Below are 20,557 nucleotides of genomic sequence, written 5' to 3' on the forward strand. Positions count from 1 at the left end.
GAGGGCTTCGACGCCGACGAGCTGGAGACCCTCGAGGTCGCCGACGGCGTGGCGCTCCCCGAGATGGGCGCCTCCAGCGGCTCGATCGGCACCTCCTCCTCGTCCTCCAGCACCTGCTCGGCCTGCTGAACCACTCACCCCACGGATCCCGGAAGGACCACGACATGACCGCCAAGGACATCAGGAACGACGCCGACACCGCGTTCGAGGGCTTCGACGCCGACGAGCTGGAGACCCTCGAGGTCGCCGACGGCGTGGCGCTCCCCGAGATGGGCGCCTCCAGCGGCTCGATCGGCACCTCGTCCTCCTCGTCCAGCACCTGCTCGGCCTGCTGAACGCGCGTGAGCGCCTGAGCACGACCGTGTGAACGCACAAGGATGCGCCGCCGGCCACCTGGCCGGTCGGCACATCCTTGCGTTCGTTTCCGGGACGGTCCGCCGGCCCCGGCCGGTTCGGCGGTCCTCAGCCCCGTACGGCCAGGTGGTACGCGGAGGCCCAGAGCACCGCCGCGCAGGCCAGGCCCACCGCGACCAGCACGCTCTCGTCCGACAGGCCGGCCGCGACCAGCACCGCGCCCACGACCGCCACGGCGGTCATCAGCCCGGCCGTCCACCGGTACTGCCACTGGTCGTACAGGCGCGCGAGCGGGAAGAAGTGCAGCCCCACGACGAGGGCGATGCCGACCGGGATGAGCTCGGGGCGGCCGGAGGCGTTGGAGCCGGCGATGACGGCGAAGATGGCCAGCACCTCGACGCCGTTGACGACACCCACCCCGCGCGCCCAGTTCTCCGGGAGGCTCACCGTCCGGGGCGAGGGCGCGGCGTCCTTACGGTGCCCCAGGTAGATCGCCGCCGCGGTGACCACGAGGGCCGCCACCTCTATGGACATCGGCACGACGTCCGTCGCCGAACCGGTTCCGGAGGCCCCGGCGAAGGCCCACAGCAGGCCGAACACGGAGAGCACGAGGGTTCCCCGGCGCCGCAGTTTCCGGGTGAGTTCCAGACACTCGGCGTCCGTGAGGGACGGGGTCGGGCCGGTGGTGGGGGGATCAGTCGTCATTGGCGGAGAGTACAACGATCATCGAGACTGCCAGACGTTTTTCGGCCAGTCCGTTGGCCGACTCAAGCGGAATTGATCATTCCGAGACTTTTCCGTGGGGAGCACGCCTGCCGAATTTCACTAAAGAGGGCGCACGGTGTCACGAGAACCGTGACGTATGTAAGCCGTCACCCCCTCTCCACTTCCACCGCGCATTCCGGGCGCCAATGATGTGGAGCACATTCCCGAATTCATTTCCCGTTCGTCTCGGAAGGTGCGAAGGACATGGTGGTTGACGCTCCAAAGCGTATTGCCGTGAGGCCGGATTCCGCCGACCTGACGGGGGTGCGTCTCCACACTCGGATGCCGGTGACGCCGGCCTGGCTGGCCCGGTACGTCGTACCGGCCGCCCGCGAACTGAGCGAGGGGGGCGTGCCCGGCGTCCAGGTCCGCCGCGGCTGGCTGCACGGACCCCACATCGATCTGCTCGCCCCTGTCGCCGGCGCCGCCGACTGGCCGGCGGTCGCGGCCCGGCTCGACGCGGGCCCCCTCGACCCGGCGCGGGCGCTGACCGAGGAGGCCTATCTGGAGCAGGCCCGCGAGTTCGGCCGGCTCGAGGCGGTGGAGCCCCCGTACCTGCCGCTGCGCGACCACGGCGCGGTCCTGTCCGTCGCTCCCGGCGACCCGGCCCTGCGCTCCCGCGAGCCGCGCCTCGATCCGCTGCGCACCGTCGTGAACGGCGCCCTCGCCGTGCCGGTGCTGTCGATGGTCGAGGGCCTGGCCGAGGAGCCCGGCAGCGGCACGGTGCTGCTCGCGGAGGCGTTCGCCGCGCTCGCCGACACCCACGCCCTCGGCCCGGGCCACGGGGTGTTCTCCCCCCGGTCGCACGCGGAGGCGTTCCTCGCCTGGGCGGCTCCCCGCAAGGACATGCGGCCCGTCTTCCAGGAGCGGCTCGTCAGGGAGGCGCCGCTGCTCCGCGCGGTGGTCGAACAGCGGCTGAGCGGTGCGGTGTCGCCCGCGGCCGCCCGGTGGCGCACGGCGTTCGCCTACGGCGCCGGCGTGCTGGACAGCGCGGTCGCCTCGGGCACCCTCACCGCCGGCCTGCTCGACTCGGTGACCGACGGCGTCGACCGGGGGCGGATGGGACCGCCCGGGGCCGTGACCACGGTGCCGCGCGGCGAGCAGCCGGACACCGACTTCCACCGCACCGTGCACGGGTCCGGGGCGATCAGCACGCCCTCGCCGTTCTTCGCCGCGTTCCGCCTGCTGACCAACCTCTTCTACCAGCAGCTTCCCCTGCTCACCGTGTCGCCGATGCAGCGCTACTACATGTGCTTCGCGATCGCCGAGACGGTCGACGACGTGCTCGGCAGCAGCTGGCGCGAGCGTCTGGAGCGCCCGCACACCGCCCGCACCACGAAGCCGACGGGAGCACCGCGATGACCAGCCCCGAACCCCAGTGGTTCCTGCGCGTCAACCCGCTGCGCAGGGCCCGCCTCGCCGATCCGGAGCTGCGCCGGCTGCTCGGTGAGCTCGCCGCCGCCGAGACCGAACTGGCCGAGGCCGCCGAGGTCTGCTCGCAGGAGCTGTACGAGCGGATCGGTGCCGTGGAGTCGGACGCCGAACGCCGCGAGCTGATCGCGCTGCGCCGGGCGATCCACAACGGCCGCGCGCCCCGGAAGGCCCCCGAGGGCCACGTGGCGGAGCTCCCGTCGGTGGCGCGCTGGCTGGCCGTCCAGGCCGGGCGGGAACGGCTGCGCGCCACGGTCACCGCCGGCTACCCGGCCGCCGCCGACCGCGAACGCACCGTCCTGGCGGGCCTGCTCGGCGACGACGACCTGCTGCGCTCGCTCGCCCTCGTCGCCCCCGAGGTGCACCAGGAGGCCGAGCGCTACCGCACGGCGGTCGGGGGACCCGGCAAGGTCAACGCCCGCACCCGCAAGTCGGAACGCGGACTGATCCAGTACGTCACCCGGTCCATGGTGCGCACCAGCCCGCTCTCCCGGTTCACCGCGGTGGGCATCGCCGAACCCGCCCCCGCCGGCGACCCGGAGGCCGTACGCCCCGGCGACGTGCCCTTCACCGGCGCGCTGGCCGTACCCGGCCTGGACCGGGTGATGCTGCACTACGTGCTCGGCGGCCTGCCAGGCGCCGACGAGGCCGACCTGACGGACCTGTGGGTGGGGCTGCCGCCCACCTCGGCACCCGACCCGGAGAGCGGCAGGCTGTTCTTCCTGAAGCTCTCCGAGCAGGGCATGCGCCGGCTCGCGCTGCCGCTCGACGGGCCCGTCGCCGACCTGCTCGACGCGCTGTCCATGGGGCCGCGCCGCTTCCCCGCGGTGGTCGCGCACGTCGCCGCGCGGGCCGGCTGCCCGGCCGCGGACGCCGACCGGCGCGTACGGCAGGCGCTCCGGCAGGGCGTGCTGTGCACCTTCACCCGGCCGGAGGACCACGCGGGGGCCGCCGACTACGACGACCTGCTCTCGGCGGCGCGGGACACGGCCGTCGCGGAACTGGCCGACCGGGTCCGTGCCGGACTGCCCCGGGTGGCCGGGGCGCCCGCCGGGGAGCGGGGCGCGGTCCTGGCCGGGCTGCGCGGGGACCTCGGCCGGTTCAGCCAGGCCGTGGGCCGCCCGGCGCACATCACGGTCGAGGAGGACTACGTCATGCCACCGCTGAAGGTGGCCACCTCCGACTGGCACGCCCCGCTGACCGACCTCGGGCCCGCCGTGGAGCTGCTGTCGGTCTTCGACTGGCTGCACGACGTACGGGTCCTGATGACCGCCGCGTTCACGGAGCGGTTCGGGGCCGGGGCGAACGTGCCGCTGGCCGAGCACGCGCCGTTCGTCGTCGGGGAGGTCTCCCGGCGGGCCGCCGCGATGGCCGCCGTGTACGGGCCGCAGGGCTCGGGCGAGCCGGCCGCGCTGACCGGCATCGGCCCGGCGGACGGCTCGCTGGAGCGCATGTACCTGCTGCGCCGCGAACTGTCCGAGGAGGTGCACGCGCTCCTCACCAAGACCGCCCGGGCCGGCGAGGACACCCTGAGCCTCAGCGCGGCGGACGTCGCGGAACTGACCCGGTCGCTGCCCGACCGCTTCCGCCGGGACCCGCTGATCTACGGCGTGCTGCTCCAGCAGGCCGGCGGCAAACTCGTCCTCAACGACGGCCTGCCGGGCCACGGCATGCTGTACGCGCGGTTCCTGGAGGCCGACCGCCGCCAGGGCGGCCGGGCGCTGCCCCGGCTCGCCGCCCACCTGCGGCGCTTCTACGGCCACGACGGCGCCCGGGTCACCGAGGACCTCGGTCTGCACCGCCTCAACGTCAACGCGCACGCGCCGGTGCTGCCGGGCGGTCTCACCCCGGAGGACTGGTTCACGCTGCGGCTGGTCCACGACCCGGAGACGGACTCGCTGCGGGTCGAGGACGCGGACGGCGCGCCCCTGAGGGTGCTGCCGCTCGGCACGGGCCATCCGGGCCTGTTCCCGCCCCCGCTGTCGGTGGCCTCCGGCCTGGCGATCAGCGGCCGGCTCTTCAACAGCCTGCCGAACTCCTGGCACGCGGCCACCCCGTGGGACGGCGAGCACACCCGCACCGCGCCGCGCATGGCGGTCGGCGACGTCCTCATCGGCCGCCGCCGCTGGTACGGCGGGGCCGAGCTGGACACGGCGGTGGCCGCCGGGCCCGACGAGCACGAGCGGCTGCTCGCGCTGACGGCGTGGCGGGCCCGGCACGGGGTCCCGGACGAGGTCGTCATCAAGTCGGCGCCCGAGGACGAGGGACCGCTGTCGGTCGGCGCCCCGGACGTCCAGTCCAGACGCCTCCAGCAGAAGCCGCAGTACGTGGACCTGTCCAGCGCCCTCGCGGTGCGGGTCCTGCCGCGGATGCTGGAGCGCCGCGGGAAGGGCGCGGGCTACCTGGAGGAGGCGCTGCCCGGCGTCACCGACGGCACGCACGCGACGGAATGGGTGCTCGAAGTCGGGCGCACGGCCGGCGGACGGTTCGTGTACGACCCGGTCAACCACACGGAAGCGGAAGGAGCTCGGTCGTGACGGTGACCGATCCGGACAGGGCCCCGGCCACGACGGCTCCGGGGGCGGACGCCCCGCTGCGGGCCCGGCCCGGCCTGCACTACGCGCCGGTACCCGGGGGCGTGTACTTCAGCGGCACGCGCGGGCAGTTCGTGCTGAGCGGCTCGGACCTCATGTACGCGGTGGCGGACGGCTGCGTACCGCTGCTGGAGACGGGGACGACGGAGGACGCCCTGGTCGCCGAGTTCGGCACGGAGCGTGCCCGTCCGGCCGTACGGCATCTCGTCGCCCGGCTGCGGGAGAACGGCCTGCTGCTCGACCCGGCCGCGTTCACCGAGCCGGAACCCCCGGCCGAGGTCCGCGCCCGCTACGCCGACGCCCTGGCCCGCCTGACCGCCCGCCTCGACGACCCGTACGCGGCGTTCGCCCGTCTGCGCCGGGTCCGGGTGGAGCTCCGGGGCCCGGACACGGCGACGGCCCCGGCCCGCCGCGGCCTGCACCGGGCCGGCGTGACCACCACACCACCGGCCGACGGAACGGCGACCCCCCTCGTCCCGGTCTGCGACCCGGCGATGTACGCGGACCCCGCCCTCCTGACCCCCGCCGGCGACCCGGCGGCACGCAAGCCCGGAACCCTCACCCCCGCCGGCGACCCGGCGGCTGACCGGACCGGCACCACGACCCCCGCCGGCGACCCGGCGGCATGCAGGGGCCGGGCAGCGATTCCCGTCGGCGGCCCGGCGGTGGACTTTCCGGGGGCCGGTGGTTCGCCCCGTGCCGTCATCGAGTTCCTCACCGGTGACGGGACCTGGTCCGAGCGGCACGGGACGCTCCACGTGCCCGTGCTGCTCGGCCCGGGGCCGGTTCTCGTCGGGCCGGTCGGGGTGTCGCCCACCGTCTGGGCGGCGTTCCGGGACCGGGCCGGGGTCTGGGCCGGCGCCGAGGGCGTCGAGCCCGCGGCCGGGCCCGTCGCCCACTCCCTCGCGGGAGCCCTCGCCGCCCAGCTCCTGGCCGACACCCTCACGGGTGTCGCGGAGCCCGGCGAGGCCCGTGTCGTGCACGGCCCCGATCTGACCGCCGACCGCGTCACCGTCACGGGCGGCCCCGTGGACGAAGCGGTCGTGGTCCGGCTCGACGACGCCCCCGCCGAACCCCTCCCCGAACCGGCGGCCGCACTGGAGGAGGCCGCCGCTCTCACCGCCCGCTGGACCGGACTCTTCGCCTCCGCGCAGGGCGAGCACCTGCCGCAGATGCCCCTCGCCCTGCGCGCGGCGGAGCACCGCACGGACCGCACTGACACGGTCACCGCCTGGGCGGCGCACCAGGAGACGGCGACCGTCGCCGCCGCCCTGGCCGCCCTGCGCGACCGCGTCGGCGGCGCCGCCGGCCTCACTCGTGAACACTGGTTGCTGGACGGCGCGTTGCGGCGGCTCGCCGAGCACCGGGACCGGTTCGAGCACCTGACCGACACCGCTCCCCCGCTGCACGCCGAGGGCGAGCGCATCCTCGCCGCCCTGCGTGCCCGGCTCGGGCCGGCCGTTCCCGTACTCGCCCTGGCCCGGACCGCCGGAGTCGACTGGCCGCTGGCCGAGGTCACCGCCGACGGCCGGTCGCTCGGCGTCGGCTGGGGACCCACGGCCGCCGACGCGACGTATGCCGCGTTGTGCACGGCACTCGCCGCCGCCCAGGCCGACGGCACCGTCGCCGCCCTGTCCACCGACGCCCTGCTCACCGCCGACGACACCGCCCGCACCGCACTGAGGAGGCAGCTCACCGCGCTCGCCACGATCCGGGGACAGGCCCGCCGCACGGACCCCGTGCTCGGCGAACTCCCCTTCTGGCACGGCCCGGTGACCGCCCGGACGGCCCAGGAGCCCACCGATGCCGACCACTGACCCGACCACCACCGAGAACCCGGTCCAGGCAGGCCCGGCGCTGCCCGCGACGGCGCACGGCGACTGGCTGCCCGCCCTCGCGGGACTGGCCCGCGCCACCGGGGCGACCGTCTCCGTCAACCTCGGCTGGGACCTCGCCTGGGAACGCGGCCCGGTCGTCGCGGCGGACGGCCCCCACCTCTCCGTACGCCTGTACGACGACGAGGTCATGGTCGGTCCGCTGTGGGTGCCGGGCACCTCGTCCGGCTGCGCCGCCTGCGCCGAGGTGCGCGAACGCACCGTCCTCGACCACCCGCTCGTCGGCGACCTCACCCAGGCCACGCGGGTCCCCGCCGCCCCCGCGCCGCTGCTGCCCGAACTCCTGCGCACCGGTCTGGAACACCTGTCGGACCGTCCCCTCGCACCCGGTGAGGCCTACTCGGTGACCGTGCGCGGCACCCGCCGCCACCGCATCGCGCGCAGCTTCCACTGCCCGGCGTGCGGTCCCGCCCCCGAGGACCTGGTCAGCACCGGGACCCCGCCGCCCCGTACCCTCCGCTCGCGCCCGGCCGTCCCCGGCGACGCCACCCGCACCGCGGCGAGCCGGCTCGTCGAGCCCGGTTTCCTGCGCGACCGCCTGGTCGACGACCGCTTCGGACCGGTCCGGGCGATCCTGCGCGAGTCCCACGCCCCGTTCGCGATGAGCATGGCCGTCGTCGCCGACGCCCCGGCGATGGGCCACGGCCGGGCCCGTACGTTCGCCGAGACCGAACCGGTCGCCGTCCTGGAGGCCTACGAACGGCTCGGCGGTTACCCCTACGACATCCCCCTGGTGACCCGGCGCTCCTACCGCGAGGTCGCCGGCCACGCCGTCGACCCGGACACCCTCGGCCGTTACACCGCCGAGCAGCTCGCCCATCCGACCAGCAGGGCGACGCCGTTCACGGCCGACACCCCGATGGACTGGGCCTGGGGGCACGACCTGGCCGACGGCCGTCCGCTGCTGGTACCGGCGGACCACGCCTTCTACCAGTACGAGTACGCGTTCCGCCGGGACCGCCGGGCGGCGCGCGTGGCGGGTGCCGCGAACCGCCTGCACTACTTCTTCGACTGCTCCAGCGGCTGCGCGGTCGGCGCCAACTACGAAGAGGCCGCCCTGCACTCGCTGTTCGAACTGGCCGAGCGGGACGCGTTCCTGACGTCCTGGTACCGGGCGGCGCCGCTCCCCCACATCCCCGTCGCCTCCCTCACCGACCCGACCAGCCGGGCCATGGTCGAGCTGATCCGGGCCCGCGGCTTCGACGTCCATCTGCTGGTCGCCACCCGTGACATCGGTCTGCCGGTGGTGTGGGTCATCGCCGTCAACGAGAAGAACCCGTTCCCCGCCACCTTCTCCTCCGCCGGTTCGGGGGCGGACCCGGAGTCGGCGATCCGGGGCGCGCTGCGCGAGGTGGCCCAGCTCGTCACCAACCCGGTCGACTGGACCCGTGAGCAGGCCGAGCGGATGGCCGAGGACCCGTGGCTGGTGGAGGAGCTGGAGGACCATGTGCGGTTCTCCTCGATCCCCGAGACCCGCGACCGCGCCCTGGCGGGGCTCGGCGGCCCGGCCGTCACGCCGGCGGAGGCCTTCCCCGACTGGCCCGGCCGGCTCGAACGGGCCGCGGACGGCGATGTGCGCGGCACCCTCGAGTACGTCGCCTCGCTGTTCGCCGACGCGGGCCTGGACCGCATCGTCGTCGTCGACCAGACCAGCCGGGAGCACGCGGACGCCGGTATCGCGGTCACCCGCGCGGTCGTCCCCGGCATCGTGCCGATGTGCTTCGGCCACGCCCAGCAGCGCCTGGACGGACTGCCCCGGCTCCGGGCCGCCCTGCGCGGCACGGACCAGGAGCACCGGGCGATCCCCTACGACCCCCACCCGTTCCCGTGACGGCCCCCGCCCCGGAGTGGACCCGGCGCGCCCCGGTCGACCTGCCGGGCCCCGAGGGCGACAACAGCATCGCGCGCGAACCGCTCTGGTACGCGTACGGCCAGGGCGACGACCGCCCGGAACCACCCTCCTGGACCTGGGCGAGCACGCCGCCGCCCGACAGCCACGTACCGCCGGAACCGCCGCGTCCCGCGGGGCCGAGCCGGGTGCTGCCGACGGGCACCACCGAGCGTCTGTCGGCGCTCGCGTACCCGCGGGTGCCCGCGTACGGCATGGCGGCACCCGACGCCCTGGCGCACGCCCTGACGGCGACGTTCGGTCCCGTGCGCCGGGAACCGGAGAACCCGTACAACGAGCACCGCCCGTACGCCTCGCCGCGCTGTCTCTTCCCCGTCCACGCCTTCGTGGGCGACGGCGACGGCTCGGCGTGGCGGCTGCTGGAACCGACCCGCCACGCCCTCACCGGGCCGGACACCGGAGCGCCGCCCACCCGCATCGCGCTCACCGGCCGCTACACCGCGATCCCGGTGGCTTACCAGTGGTTCCGCGGGTCACTCGTCTCCATCGAACTCGGCATGGTGCTGCGGGCGTTGAGCCTCAGCCTCGAACTGTCCGGAGTGCCGGCCACGCTCACCCCGCCCACCGACGGCGGACCGGAGGTCCTGCGCGAGCTGGGTCTCGAGCGGACCTGGGAGTGGTCGCTGCCCTGGCTCGTCGACATGGCGGAGCCCGGTCCCGCGGCGCGGTCCGGGCGGGACGCGCCGGTGCCCGACGGCGACCCCTCGCTGACGGACGTCGTACGCGTCAACCGTGAGCAGACGTACCCGGCGGGCGCGGCACCGCTCACCACGGCCGTCCCGGCCGGCCTGCCGGGCAGCCCGGTCGTGCCCGACTGGGCGGAGCTGCTGTGGCGGCGCCACTCCGGCCGTATGCCGCGTGCCCTGCACGGCATGGACTCGGCACCGCGCCCCGCCCCGGTCCCGGCCCGGCACCTGGCCGCCGCCCTCGCCTGGCTCGGTGTCCCGCCGCCGCACCCGGTGCTCGCCGCCGCCTTCGACGCGGTCACGGTCACCGCCGCGGTGCAGCACGTCGAGGGGTACGCGGCCGGGGTGCACCGCTTCGAGAAGGGCGCGGCGCACCTGCGGAAGGCCGATCCGACCGCCCCCGCGGGTCTTGAGGCGAACTACGGCTACGGGTTGTCGCCCGTCAACGGCTGCGGCATCGCCAAGGCCCCGCTCACCGTCTTCTTCTCCGTCCGCCCCCGCGAGCTGTTCGCCCGCTTCGGCCCCACCGGCTGGGGCGCCGCGCAGGTCGCCTGCGGCTGGGCCGTCCACGGGCTGTGCCTGGCGGCGGCAGCGGCCGGTCTCTTCGCGCGGCCCGTCCGGGCGTTCAAGGAGATCCCCACGAAGGAGGTCATCGGCCTGGCCGAGGACGAGACGATCGTCCTGTCGGCGGTGGTGGGGGTACCGCGCGAGACCGGGGGCGACCAGCTCGACCTGCGCACCTGAGCCCACTTCTCCGCACGCCCTCCGGACGACAAGGAAGCCCGCCCATGACCGAGCCCACCACCACACCGCGGCGCTGGAGCGCCTGGCACCTCCACCTCGCGACCACCGCCCGCGGCGCCCACGACCGCGTCCTCACCGATGTCATCGGGCCCACGGTCCGCGAACTGCCGCCCGGCACCGAGTGGTTCTTCATCCGCTACTGGCAGTCTGGTCCTCATCTGCGGCTGCGGATCGCGGACCTCGCCCCGGACGCCCGCGCGGACGTCGGGCACGCCCTGCGCGACCGGCTCGCCGCGGCGGGCCGTCTCGCGCCCGGGGAGGAGCCGCTGGCCGCCGACGCCTACGAGGAGAGCGCGGCCCGGCTCGCCGCCGCGGGCGAGACCGGCGTCGACTCCTCCGTCCGGGCGCTGCTGCCGCCCGGCGTCCACCGCGCCGACTACGAACCCGAGTTCGAACGCTACGGCGGTCACGCCCTCATGCCGGCCGCCGAGTCCCTGTTCCACCTGTCCAGCGAGCTCGTGCTGCGGCTCGCCCCGGGCATCACCGACGAGGCGCGGCGCGCCCGGCTGGCGCTGCGCGGCACCCTGTCCGCCGCCGTCGCCCTCGGCGGTCCCGTCGAGCGTGCCCACTACTTCGCGCGGGGCCTGGACGCCTGGCGGGCCTGGGCGTCCGACGCCGGCCACCCCGACGCCCTGCTCGACCGGATCACCCACGTCGGCCAGGACCCGGCCGCGGTACGGATCACGCCCGAGGCGCACGGCCCGTTCACCGGCTGGTACGAGAGGCTGGCGGCCCATGCCGACGACATCCGGCGGCACTCGCCGGCCCACCCCGGAATGATCCTCTTCTCCCACGCCCACATGCTGCACAACCGGCTGGGCCTGAGCCTGCTGGAGGAGCTGCGCACCTACGCCTGGCTGTCCCACGTCTTCCCGGTGCGGCAGCCGGCGGCCGGCCCGGTACCCGTGGGGTGACCCCCCGCGCCCCGTGGGTGCCGACGCAGAGGCCCGGCCGGATTCCCCCTCCGGCCGGGCCTCGTTCTGCGCGCGCGGTGCGGCTCATGACCGGCGTACGAAGACGGCCTTCACCCGTACCAGGAGTTCCGCCCCGACCAGGCCCCGCATGGCGCCGACACCGCACGCGTGCCGGTCGACGCGGGCGGTGGCCCGTACGGTGGCCCGCTCGCCGTCGGTGGTCAGCTCGTCGACCGTGAACGTCACCGGTGTCCTGCGGCCCTTGACCTCCAGCAGTCCGGTGACGCCCGGTCCGGTGGTGAGACGCTCGCCGGTGAAGCGCAGTTCCGGGTGGTGCTCCGCGTCGAGGAACCGCGGGCCGCGCACGGCCGTGTCCCGCTGCGGGTTGCCGCTCTCGAAGCCGGCGACGCCGACCGTGGCGTCCAGGCCGGCCAGGGTGCCGTCGGCGGCGATTTCGGCGCGGCCGGAACGCACGGGCAGCGAGCCGCGTACGGGCAGGAAGAAGAAGTGGCGGCCGGTGAACTCCACGGTGGAGTCGGCGGGTTCGAGGTGCCAGCTGCCCGCCGGGGCGTCGGCGGTCCGCGGGTGGGGGGTGTGGTTCGTGGACATGGTGGGGGTCCTTTCGGGCATCGTGGGGTTTCCGGAGAGCCGCGAGGGGGCCTCACGGAGGCCCCCTCGATGTGGTGGTCCGGAGCGGTCGTCCGGCTCTACTCGGGCCGCGGGTCCCAGCGGAAGCGGCGCACCGCGATCAGGGCGCCGACGACGCCCCAGGCCGCGAGCACCGCGAGCTCCTTCCACTGGAAGCCGGCGCCGTGCGCGAAGGACGCCAGCATGGCGTCGTTGAAGGGCTTCACCGGAAGCAGCCCGGCGATCTCGTTGAGGACGCCGGAGTGGATGGGGAAGTAGCTGCCGGAGATGAACACCAGCGGGAACTGGATGAACTGCACGACCGCGGGCGCCGCCTCGGAGTTGCGGATGAGCGAGGCGACCCCGACGCCGAGCGCGCAGAAGCCGGCCGCGCCGAACGCCAGGGTGACCGCGAGCGCGGCCCAGTGGGTGGGCCACGGCACCCCGTACAGGCGTCCGATGCCGATGACGAGCGCGACGTCGACGACGCTCACGACGACGCAGTGCACCAGCAGGCCCGCGAAGTACACCCAGGCGGGCAGCGGGGTGGCGTGCAGCCGCTTGAGGACGCCGGTCTGCCGGCGCATGGCGAGCACGATCGCCAACTGGCCGTAGCAGGCGCCCAGTACGGACACGGCGGCGATGGTCGGCGTGTAGTACTGCATGCCGCTCATGCCGAAGAAGAAGTCCTCGCCCTGGCCGCCGCCGAACACGGCGCCGAAGATCGCGATGATCACGACGGGCAGGACGAAGGTGAACACCATCGACTGCGGGTTGCGCCAGAACGACAGCTGCTCGTAGCGGATCTGGTGGGCGAGCAGGGCGAACGAGCCCCGCTCGTCCGGCCGTTCGGCACCGGGGCGCGCGGAGCGCCGACCGGGTGTGGTGGTCGTGGGGGGAAGGGTGCTGGTCATCGGCTGCTCCGTCCGGGTCGGCGCCCACGGCGCCCGCGGACCGCCGGGGCCTGGCCCCGTTCGGCGGACGGGGACGAGGCGTCCTGCTGTGCGTACGAACTGGTCAGCCCCAGGTAGACGTCCTCCAGGGTGGGCTGTTCCACGGTCAGCCGCTCCAGCGGCGTGCCGCGCTCCAGCGCCCAGGAGGTGAGCCGGTGCAGGACCGCCGTCGGCTCCTCCGCCTCGGCCGTGACCAGGCCGTCCTCGGCGTCGCTGACCGGGATCGGCAGGTCCCCGATGGCGGCGCCGGCCGGCAGCGCGAACCGGATCCGGGCCAGCGCGCTGTCCCGGCCGCCCAGGGTGTCCGGGGTGCCGGAGGCGACGATCCGCCCGCCGGCGATGACGGCGACCGAGTCGGCGAGCGCCTGCGCCTCGTCCATGTAGTGCGTGGTCAGCATGATGGTCGTACCGGCGTCGCGCAGGTTGCGTACGACCTCCCAGGCGCCGCGGCGGGCGCCCGGGTCGAAGCCGGTGGTCGGCTCGTCCAGGAACAGCAGCTTCGGGTCGCCGATCACGCCCAGGGCGAGGTCGAGCCGCCGCTTCTGCCCTCCGGACAGGTCCTTGACCTTCGCGCCCTCCTTCTCCCGGAGCCCCACCAGGTCGATGACCTCGTCGGTGTCGCGCGGGGCCGGGTAGTAGCCCGCGTTGCGGGCGATGGTCTCGCGCACCGACAGGTACGGCTCCACGGCGATGTCCTGGAGCACGAGCCCGATCTGCCCGCGCAGCCACCGCCCGTCGGCCTTGTCACCGGGGTCGCGGCCGAGCACCCGTACGCTGCCGCCGTCCCGCTTCCGGAAGCCCTCCAGGATCTCCATGGTGGTGGTCTTGCCGGCGCCGTTCGGTCCGAGGAGAGCGAAGATCTCGCCCTCCTCGACGGCGAAGCCCACGCCGCGCACGGCCTCGTGGTCCCCGTACTTCTTGAGCAGGCCGTCAACGGCCACCGCGGTCACCGCGGTCGCTCCCGTCGTCGTTCCCGTGTCACCGCGTGCCTCCAAGGGGGTAGTGGCTGTCTCCATCAGGAAGTTAGGTCCGGCAGGGGGCCCGGCAGCAGGGTCGGCGGGGGAACCGATGACGTCCGTCACGCAAGCGGCGACAGTTGTCAGTGCCGGACCGGCGGTCCGTTGCCGCGCGGTGCGGCGTGGCACATGCTCGGCACACGACCGATGACAGTGCGCTCACGCCGCGCACCCATCGCGACGGTGAACGGGCGTGGAGCGAAGACGCGGAAGGCGGTCCCGGACGTGCGGTTGGGAAGCAGGAGCGGAGCGCAGCGGCGGCCCGGTGACGTCGCGGACGCTGGTGACGTCGCGGACGTCGTGGACCAGGAGCGGCGGCCACGGGTCGCCGTCGTCGGCGCCGGCATCGGCGGACTGGCCCTGGCCGGCGCGCTGGCCGCGAACGGCACGCCGTACGTGGTCCACGAGCAGACCCGCGTGCTGTCCGAGGTGGGCGCGGGCGTGCAGCTCTCGCCCAACGCGGTCCGCCCGCTGCTGCGGCTGGGCCTCGGACCCGCGCTGGAGGAGCACGGGGTGCGCGTCGAGGCGATGGAGGTGCGCGGCTGGAACGGCCGGCCCATCGCGCGCACACCGCTCGGCGCGGAGTGCGAGCGCATGTTCGCGGCGCCGTACCTGACGATCCACCGGGCGCATCTGCACGAGGCGCTGCTCTCCCTGACCGACCGGGACCGGCTGCGCCTCGGCGAACGGCTGCGGGCGGCGGAGGAGACGGCGGACGGTACGGGCGTACGGCTCTCCTTCGACGACGGTACGGTCCGCGAGGCGGACGTGGTGATCGGCGCGGACGGCATCCACTCCACAGTCCGCGAGACCCTGCGCACCGACGCGCCGGTCTTCTCCGGCCTGGGCATCTACCGCGGCCTGGTCCCGGCGGACGCACTGCCGGCGGGGGCCCGCGAGCGGCTGGTGCGGCTGTGGCTCGGGCCGGGCGGGCACTTCGTCTGCTATCCCGTGGCGTCCGGCGCGTACCTCAGCTACGCCGCGACCGTGCCGCTGACCACCGGCGCCCCGCCGCGCGAGTCCTGGTCCCGGCCGGGCGACCCGGACGCGCTGCGCGCGGTCTTCGGCGGCTGGACGGGGCTCGTCGCGGACGTCGTCGCGGCGGTCGACTCGACCCACCTGTGGGCCCTGTACGACCGTCCGCCGCTGCGCACCTGGTCCACGAACCGCATCACGCTCCTCGGGGACGCGGCCCACCCGATGCTGCCGTTCATGGCGCAGGGCGCCAACCAGGCGATCGAGGACGCGATGGACCTGGCCGCCTGCCTGTCGGACGCGCCCGCCCCGGCGATCCCGGAGCGCCTGGTCCGCTACGAGTCCCTGCGCGTCCCGCGCACCGCCGAGATCCAGCGCGGCTCACGGGGCAACGCGGGCATCCTCCACCTCCCGGACGGCCCCGCCCAACGCCGCAGGGACGCCCACATGGCAGTCCACGCCGCCCTCCACGACCGCACCCCCCTCTACGCCCACGAAACGGGCCGCAGCGTGGTCACAACCGCATAGCCGCGGGCAACCGCACCGCCGCAGCTTCGGACAATCGCGCCACCGGGCCGACATCCCACCCCCGCAACCGCAGGCAATCGCACCCCCGCAACCGCGGACAATCCCACCCCCGCAACCGCGGGCAGTCGCGCCGCCGCAACCGCGCGCAGTCGTGCCTCCCCCAGTGCCTTAAGGGCCTGGGAGGTGCCCCCAGGGCGGCACGGGTGGGCGGTGGGGGCACCTCCCGCTCATGGGGGTCCCTCCCGCTCGAGCGAAGCCGAGAGTGGGGGAGAAGCCGAGAGTGAGGGAGGCACCCCGCAAGCGCCGGGCAGCGCGACCCGCCCCCGCCCAGCGGCCACGCCGGACGGCATACCCCGGGGCGCTGCTCAAGCCGCCCCGCCCGGCACCCACCCCTGCCGCCGCAGCACCCCCGACACATCCGGCGCCTCGTAATGCTCCCCCTTGAGCACCTTGCCGTCGGCACGCCGGCTGACCTGCCCGTCGGGCCCCAGCTTGCTCATGTTGGACCGATGGACCTCGGCGATCACCGCGTCGAGGTCGATCCCATGCACCAGCGCGGTGCCGTACGCGACGTACACCACGTCGGCCAGCTCGTGCGCCAGCCGGTCGAGCGGCCCCGCCACCGACACCTCCGCCACCTCCCGCGCCTCCTCGGCGAGCAGCTCACCACGATGGGCACCGAGCTCCGGCGAAACCTCGGACGGTGTGTCACGGGCGTCCAGCCCGAAGGCACGGTGGAAGTCACGGACCAGATCGGCGGGCGAAGAACTCATGCCCGCGACTGTAGCGGCCACCACGGACACTCCCCGGCCCGCTGTGAGCTCCGCCCTGGTCAGCGGCCACCCCGACTGGCAGGATCGCGCGCATGTCCCACACGCTGTCCCGGATCGGCAGGCGACGGGCCCTGCGGGGCACCGCCGCCGCTCTCGTCGTACTCGGACTGCTGCTGTGGTGGCTGGCGCCCTGGGAAGAGGAGCCGCCCGGCGGGGCGATCACGCTGAGCACGGGCACCCACGCGGGGGTCTACCAGAAGTACGGCGTACTCCTGCGCAGCTCACTCGGCAAGCACATGCCCGACCTCGACGTACGCCTGAAGACGAGTGACGGGTCGCAGGAGAACGTGCGCCGCGTGGCGACCGGGGAGGCCGACTTCGCGATCGCCGCGGCCGACGCGGTGGAGACGTACCGGCTCAGCGACCGGCCGGGCGCCGACCGGCTGCGCGGGGTGGCACGCCTGTACGACGACTACGTGCAGCTCGCCGTCGCGCCCGACTCGGGCATCAGGACCGTCGACGACCTGCGGGGCAAGCGGGTCGCCATAGGGCCGCCCAAGTCGGGCGTCCGGCTCATCGCCAACCGGGTGCTCCGCGCGGCCGGCATCGACCCGGAGACGGACATCGAGCCTTCCTCCGACGGCATCGACAAGGGCCCGGAGCGGCTCGGGCACGGCCTGGACGCCTTCTTCTGGTCCGGCGGACTGCCCACGGACGGCCTGAAGACGCTCGCCGAGCAGTCCGCGCTCCGGTTCGTGCCGATCGACGCCGAGCTCGTCTCCAAGCTGCACGAACAGGGCGGCGCCACGCGCTACTACCGCGTCACCAACATGCCGGAGTCGGCCTACCCGGGCAGCCGGCCCGGCTCGCCCGTCGCGACGATGGCGGTGTCCAACCTCCTGATCACCCGGGCGGACGCGGATCCCCGGCTCACCGAGTGGCTGACCCGCATCGTGCTCAAGAGCCGGGACAACATCGGGGCGCACGTCCACTCCGCCCAGCTGGTCGACGTACGCACCGCGATCTACACCGACCCGCTCCGGCTGCACGAGGGCGCCCGCCGGTACTACCGGTCCGTCAAGCCCTGAGCCGTCGCCTCACCCGTCGGGGCGTTCCTCGGCACCATCACGGTCACCCGCAGTCCGTGCGGCTCGTGACGCTCGTACGCGATCGAGCCGCCGCCCGCCGCGAGCAGCGCCCGCGTGATGGACAGGCCGAGGCCCGAGCCCTTGATGTTCTGGTGCCGCCCGCTGCGCCAGAAGCGGTCGCCGACGCGGGTCAGCTCCTCCTCGGTCAGTCCCGGACCGTTGTCGGTGACGACGACGGTGGACATGTCACCGTTGGAGGCGACGGTGACCTCGACGGTCTCGCCCTCGGGCGTGAACTTCACCGCGTTGTCGATGACCGCGTCCAGGGCGCTGGACAGCGCCACCGGGTCGGCCCACGCGGTGGTCGGCGGGCAGGTGCCGGTCAGGCGGACGCCCTTGGCCTCGGCGGTCGGCGACCAGGCCGCGACGCGCTCGGCGGTCAGGGCGCCGATGTCGGCGACCTGGAGGTCGGCCTCGCTGTGCTCGGCGAGCGCCAGGCCGAGCAGGTCGTCCAGGACCTGCGCCAGGCGCTTGCCCTCGGCCTGCACGGAGGCGATCTCCTCGTTGCCCTCGGGCAGCTCCAGGGCGAGCAGCTCGATGCGCAGCAGCAGCGCCGAGAGCGGGTTGCGGAGCTGGTGCGAGGCGTCGGCGACGAAGGCGCGCTGCTGCTCCAGCACGCTCTCGACGTTGTCGGCCATCTCGTTGAACGACCGGGCGAGCCGTCTCAGTTCCGGCGGCCCGCCGGCGGCGGCGACCCGGGACTTCAGCCGTCCGGTGGCGATGTCGTGGGTGGTGGCGTCCAGGATCCGTACGGGCTTGAGCACCCAGCCGGTCAGCCGCAGCGCCGCGCCGACCGCGAGCAGCATCGCGGCCGCCTCCCCCGCGGCGATGACCAGCCAGCCCCGGAGGATGCGGGAGCGCATCTGCCCGGTGGGCGAGTCGGTGACCACGACCGCGACGACGTCGCCGTCCCGGATGACCGGTGAGGCCACCACGAGGCTGCGCTGCTGCCAGGGCCACACCTGCTCGGGGTCGTGGCTGCGGCGGCTGAGCAGCGCCTCCTCGAAGGCGTCGCGCACCTCACCCGTGCGGGGCAGGAACCAGTCGTCCGGCGCGTGGGCCATGGGCGAGTCGTTGAGGTAGAAGACGCCCGCGCGGATGCCGTACACCCTGTGGTAGCTGTGCAGCTCGCTGCTGAGCGTCTCACGGCGCTCGTTGATGTCCGCGCCGGTCGGGTCGGTGGGCTCGGTGACGAACTGGGCGAGGGCCGCGAAGCGGGCGGTGTCGTCGATCCGGTCGACGACGACGTTCTGCTGCTCCGCGCCGGCCAGGCTGACGGCCAGCGGAACGCCCAGGGCCAGCAGGACGGCCGCCATCAGGACGATGAGCAGCGGAAGCAGACGTGTGTGCACCCGGCCCCGCTACGCCGTGGGCGCGACGAGCCGGTAGCCGACGCCGCGCACGGTCTCGATGAGGGCGGGCATGCGGAGCTTGGCGCGCAGGGAGGCGACGTGCACCTCCAGGGTGCGCCCGGTCCCCTCCCAGCTCGTGCGCCACACCTCGCTGATGATCTGTTCCCGGCGGAAGACGACCCCCGGCCGCTGGGCGAGCAGGGCGAGCAGATCGAACTCCTTGCGGGTCAGTTGGACGGCCGAACCGTTGACGCTGACCTGGCGGGTCGACAGCTCGATGCGGACCGGGCCGAGCCGCAGCTCGGTCTCCGTACCGCCCGTGGCCTCCTCGTGGACGGTGCGCCGGCTGACGGCGTGGATCCGCGCGAGCAGCTCCCCCGTGTCGTACGGCTTGACCACGTAGTCGTCGGCGCCGAGGTTGAGGCCGTGGATGCGCGAACGCACGTCGGACCGCGCGGTGACCATGATCACCGGCGTGCTGGTGCGCTTGCGGATCTTTCCGCAGACCTCGTAGCCGTCCTGGTCGGGCAGTCCCAGGTCGAGCAGGACGACACCGAAGCCGTCGCCCTCGGGGACGAGTGCCTGGAGCGCCTCCTCGCCGCTGCGCGCGTGGGTGACGTCGAACCCGTGCCGCGCCAGGACCGCCGACAGGGCGGCGGCGACGTGGTTGTCGTCCTCGACGAGAAGCAGTCTCACCAGGGCCCCCTTCGGTTCATCGGCCGTACGCTCTCCATGTGTACAAAAACGCGTGCACGCGCGCGTGCACCTTGCAGTGACGCCGATGAACGAGGACGGCGTCAAGAGGGTTCCGGTTGCTCTTCCGTACCGTTACCCGGCCGAAATCACCCCTGCTCACAAGTGCTACGACAGGTGTCCGATTGCTATCGGATCGTGATGCTCAGATTCCCCTCAGATGTAATGACGCAGGTCCGACGGGTTACTACTGTCCTCCGAAACCGAGGAGGACGGAGCCTGAGAGCGATGACCGAAGTATCGGTGGCCAAGGAAGATGTGGCCGCGACCGGCGATCTGGTCGTCCTGAAGAGCGTCAACAAGCACTTCGGCGCGTTGCACGTACTCCAGGACATCGACCTGACGATCGCCCGTGGCGAAGTCGTCGTGGTCATCGGACCCTCCGGGTCCGGGAAGTCCACCCTGTGCCGCACCATCAACCGTCTGGAGACGATCGACTCCGGGTCGATCACCATCGACGGCAAGCCCCTGCCCCACGAGGGCAAGGAGCTCGCCCGGCTGCGGGCCGACGTGGGCATGGTCTTCCAGTCCTTCAACCTCTTCGCGCACAAGACCGTGCTCGAGAACGTGATGCTGGGCCAGGTCAAGGTCCGCAAGAAGGACAAGAAGGCGGCCGAGGAGCGGGCCCGTGCCCTGCTCGACCGGGTCGGCGTGGGCGCGCAGGCCGAGAAGTACCCCGCGCAGCTCTCCGGCGGCCAGCAGCAGCGTGTCGCCATCGCGCGGGCCCTGGCGATGGAGCCCAAGGTCATGCTCTTCGACGAGCCGACGTCGGCTCTCGACCCGGAGATGATCAACGAGGTGCTGGAGGTCATGCAGCAGCTCGCCCGCGAGGGCATGACCATGATCGTCGTCACGCACGAGATGGGATTCGCCCGTTCGGCGGCAAATCGCGTGGTGTTCATGGCGGACGGTCGCATCGTCGAACAGGCTTCGCCGGACCAGTTCTTCAGCAATCCGCGCAGTGACCGCGCCAAGGACTTCCTGTCGAAGATCCTTCACCACTGAGGCGCGCTTCGCGCCCTGCCGATCTGCGTCACCGGACACCGCCCGGGCCGCATCACCTCACCAGAGTCAAAGGAT

At 73.9% G+C, this 20,557-nt stretch carries 18 protein-coding genes; 11 read left to right on the forward strand and 7 right to left on the reverse strand.

Annotated features, from left to right (window positions below):
• Both ACFV5H_RS10385 and ACFV5H_RS10390 read left to right on the forward strand, forming a co-directional pair.
• Window positions 1-129, forward strand: a 129-nt coding sequence (locus ACFV5H_RS10385) for a thiazolylpeptide-type bacteriocin (RefSeq protein ID WP_385194019.1), incomplete at its 5' end; no start/stop codon positions are given.
• A gap of 35 nt (window positions 130-164) precedes the next feature.
• The gene (locus tag ACFV5H_RS10390) at window positions 165-335 is read left to right on the forward strand and encodes a thiazolylpeptide-type bacteriocin (protein WP_385045954.1); all 171 of its coding nucleotides are present in this window, start codon (window positions 165-167) and stop codon (window positions 333-335) included.
• A gap of 127 nt (window positions 336-462) precedes the next feature.
• On the opposite strand, the gene ACFV5H_RS10395 is transcribed toward ACFV5H_RS10390, so the two are convergent.
• Window positions 463-1,059, reverse strand: a complete 597-nt coding sequence (locus tag ACFV5H_RS10395) for a DUF7010 family protein (protein WP_385193976.1) — start codon at window positions 1,057-1,059, stop codon at window positions 463-465.
• Window positions 1,060-1,401: 342 nt separating this feature from the next.
• Between ACFV5H_RS10395 and ACFV5H_RS10400 the strand changes: the two genes are divergently transcribed.
• From ACFV5H_RS10400 to ACFV5H_RS10425, 6 genes are read left to right on the forward strand one after another with little or no spacing between them, the layout of a single operon-like run.
• Window positions 1,402-2,481 (forward strand): hypothetical protein, encoded by a 1,080-nt coding sequence (locus ACFV5H_RS10400; protein ID WP_385045960.1) that lies wholly within the window; start codon window positions 1,402-1,404, stop codon window positions 2,479-2,481.
• On the forward strand, window positions 2,478-5,087 hold the full coding sequence (locus tag ACFV5H_RS10405) for a lantibiotic dehydratase (protein ID WP_385045963.1): 2,610 nt from the start codon (window positions 2,478-2,480) through the stop codon (window positions 5,085-5,087). Before ACFV5H_RS10400 ends, ACFV5H_RS10405 begins: the two co-directional genes overlap by 4 nt.
• Window positions 5,084-6,961, forward strand: coding sequence for a hypothetical protein (locus ACFV5H_RS10410; protein ID WP_385193978.1), 1,878 nt, complete (start codon window positions 5,084-5,086; stop codon window positions 6,959-6,961). Before ACFV5H_RS10405 ends, ACFV5H_RS10410 begins: the two co-directional genes overlap by 4 nt.
• Entirely contained in the window at window positions 6,948-8,870 is a 1,923-nt protein-coding gene (locus ACFV5H_RS10415; protein WP_385045969.1) for a TOMM precursor leader peptide-binding protein, read from the forward strand. The genes ACFV5H_RS10410 and ACFV5H_RS10415 overlap by 14 nt, the downstream gene beginning before the upstream one ends.
• Window positions 8,867-10,378, forward strand: a complete 1,512-nt coding sequence (locus tag ACFV5H_RS10420) for a nitroreductase family protein (protein ID WP_385193980.1) — start codon at window positions 8,867-8,869, stop codon at window positions 10,376-10,378. The genes ACFV5H_RS10415 and ACFV5H_RS10420 overlap by 4 nt, the downstream gene beginning before the upstream one ends.
• 44 nt (window positions 10,379-10,422) lie before the next feature.
• On the forward strand, window positions 10,423-11,352 hold the full coding sequence (locus ACFV5H_RS10425; RefSeq protein ID WP_385193983.1) for a thiopeptide-type bacteriocin biosynthesis protein: 930 nt from the start codon (window positions 10,423-10,425) through the stop codon (window positions 11,350-11,352).
• An 84-nt stretch (window positions 11,353-11,436) separates the two neighbouring features.
• On the opposite strand, the gene ACFV5H_RS10430 is transcribed toward ACFV5H_RS10425, so the two are convergent.
• The 3 genes from ACFV5H_RS10430 to ACFV5H_RS10440 all read right to left on the reverse strand — a co-directional run bounded on the left by ACFV5H_RS10430 (window position 11,437) and on the right by ACFV5H_RS10440 (window position 13,882).
• Complete coding sequence (locus ACFV5H_RS10430) at window positions 11,437-11,961, reverse strand: YceI family protein (protein ID WP_385045976.1); 525 nt, start codon at window positions 11,959-11,961, stop codon at window positions 11,437-11,439.
• Window positions 11,962-12,059: 98 nt separating this feature from the next.
• On the reverse strand, window positions 12,060-12,893 hold the full coding sequence (locus tag ACFV5H_RS10435; RefSeq protein WP_385045979.1) for an ABC transporter permease: 834 nt from the start codon (window positions 12,891-12,893) through the stop codon (window positions 12,060-12,062).
• A complete protein-coding gene (locus ACFV5H_RS10440; protein ID WP_385194022.1) occupies window positions 12,890-13,882 on the reverse strand; it encodes an ABC transporter ATP-binding protein in 993 nt (330 codons plus the stop codon). Before ACFV5H_RS10440 ends, ACFV5H_RS10435 begins: the two co-directional genes overlap by 4 nt.
• Before the next feature lie 291 nt (window positions 13,883-14,173).
• Between ACFV5H_RS10440 and ACFV5H_RS10445 the strand changes: the two genes are divergently transcribed.
• Entirely contained in the window at window positions 14,174-15,451 is a 1,278-nt protein-coding gene (locus tag ACFV5H_RS10445) for an FAD-dependent monooxygenase (protein WP_385194025.1), read from the forward strand.
• Window positions 15,452-15,816: 365 nt separating this feature from the next.
• On the opposite strand, the gene ACFV5H_RS10450 is transcribed toward ACFV5H_RS10445, so the two are convergent.
• Window positions 15,817-16,224: a MazG nucleotide pyrophosphohydrolase domain-containing protein gene (locus ACFV5H_RS10450; RefSeq protein ID WP_385055308.1), complete on the reverse strand. Its 408-nt coding sequence runs from the start codon at window positions 16,222-16,224 to the stop codon at window positions 15,817-15,819.
• Window positions 16,225-16,316: 92 nt separating this feature from the next.
• On the opposite strand from ACFV5H_RS10450, the gene ACFV5H_RS10455 reads away from it, so the two are divergent.
• Entirely contained in the window at window positions 16,317-17,312 is a 996-nt protein-coding gene (locus tag ACFV5H_RS10455; RefSeq protein WP_385055312.1) for a TAXI family TRAP transporter solute-binding subunit, read from the forward strand.
• Here the strand turns inward: ACFV5H_RS10455 and ACFV5H_RS10460 are convergent.
• Together ACFV5H_RS10460 and ACFV5H_RS10465 are read right to left on the reverse strand one after the other, a co-directional pair.
• Window positions 17,291-18,724, reverse strand: coding sequence for a sensor histidine kinase (locus tag ACFV5H_RS10460; RefSeq protein ID WP_385055314.1), 1,434 nt, complete (start codon window positions 18,722-18,724; stop codon window positions 17,291-17,293). The two genes, ACFV5H_RS10455 and ACFV5H_RS10460, sit on opposite strands and share 22 nt — an antisense overlap.
• A gap of 9 nt (window positions 18,725-18,733) precedes the next feature.
• Complete coding sequence (locus ACFV5H_RS10465) at window positions 18,734-19,420, reverse strand: response regulator transcription factor (protein WP_385055316.1); 687 nt, start codon at window positions 19,418-19,420, stop codon at window positions 18,734-18,736.
• A gap of 285 nt (window positions 19,421-19,705) precedes the next feature.
• On the opposite strand from ACFV5H_RS10465, the gene ACFV5H_RS10470 reads away from it, so the two are divergent.
• Window positions 19,706-20,482 carry an amino acid ABC transporter ATP-binding protein gene (locus ACFV5H_RS10470; RefSeq protein WP_085574884.1) on the forward strand — a complete coding sequence of 259 codons (777 nt, stop codon included), beginning with the start codon at window positions 19,706-19,708 and terminating at the stop codon, window positions 20,480-20,482.
• Window positions 20,483-20,557: the final 75 nt, after the last annotated feature.

The organism is Streptomyces sp. NPDC059787 (assembly GCF_042732315.1).
GTDB classification, from domain to species: domain Bacteria; phylum Actinomycetota; class Actinomycetes; order Streptomycetales; family Streptomycetaceae; genus Streptomyces; species Streptomyces atrovirens.

Bases quoted from the DNA above. Each gene is read 5' to 3' on its own strand.
- ACFV5H_RS10425 (WP_385193983.1), top strand. From the start codon at position 10,423: ATGACCGAGCCCACCACCACACCGCGGCGCTGGAGCGCCTGGCACCTC.
- ACFV5H_RS10395 (WP_385193976.1), bottom strand. From the start codon at position 1,059: ATGACGACTGATCCCCCCACCACCGGCCCGACCCCGTCCCTCACGGAC.
- ACFV5H_RS10430 (WP_385045976.1), bottom strand. From the start codon at position 11,961: ATGTCCACGAACCACACCCCCCACCCGCGGACCGCCGACGCCCCGGCG.
- ACFV5H_RS10450 (WP_385055308.1), bottom strand. From the start codon at position 16,224: ATGAGTTCTTCGCCCGCCGATCTGGTCCGTGACTTCCACCGTGCCTTC.
- ACFV5H_RS10415 (WP_385045969.1), top strand. From the start codon at position 6,948: ATGCCGACCACTGACCCGACCACCACCGAGAACCCGGTCCAGGCAGGC.
- ACFV5H_RS10470 (WP_085574884.1), top strand. From the start codon at position 19,706: ATGACCGAAGTATCGGTGGCCAAGGAAGATGTGGCCGCGACCGGCGAT.
- ACFV5H_RS10435 (WP_385045979.1), bottom strand. From the start codon at position 12,893: ATGACCAGCACCCTTCCCCCCACGACCACCACACCCGGTCGGCGCTCC.
- ACFV5H_RS10405 (WP_385045963.1), top strand. From the start codon at position 2,478: ATGACCAGCCCCGAACCCCAGTGGTTCCTGCGCGTCAACCCGCTGCGC.
- ACFV5H_RS10400 (WP_385045960.1), top strand. From the start codon at position 1,402: ATGCCGGTGACGCCGGCCTGGCTGGCCCGGTACGTCGTACCGGCCGCC.
- ACFV5H_RS10390 (WP_385045954.1), top strand. From the start codon at position 165: ATGACCGCCAAGGACATCAGGAACGACGCCGACACCGCGTTCGAGGGC.
- ACFV5H_RS10455 (WP_385055312.1), top strand. From the start codon at position 16,317: ATGTCCCACACGCTGTCCCGGATCGGCAGGCGACGGGCCCTGCGGGGC.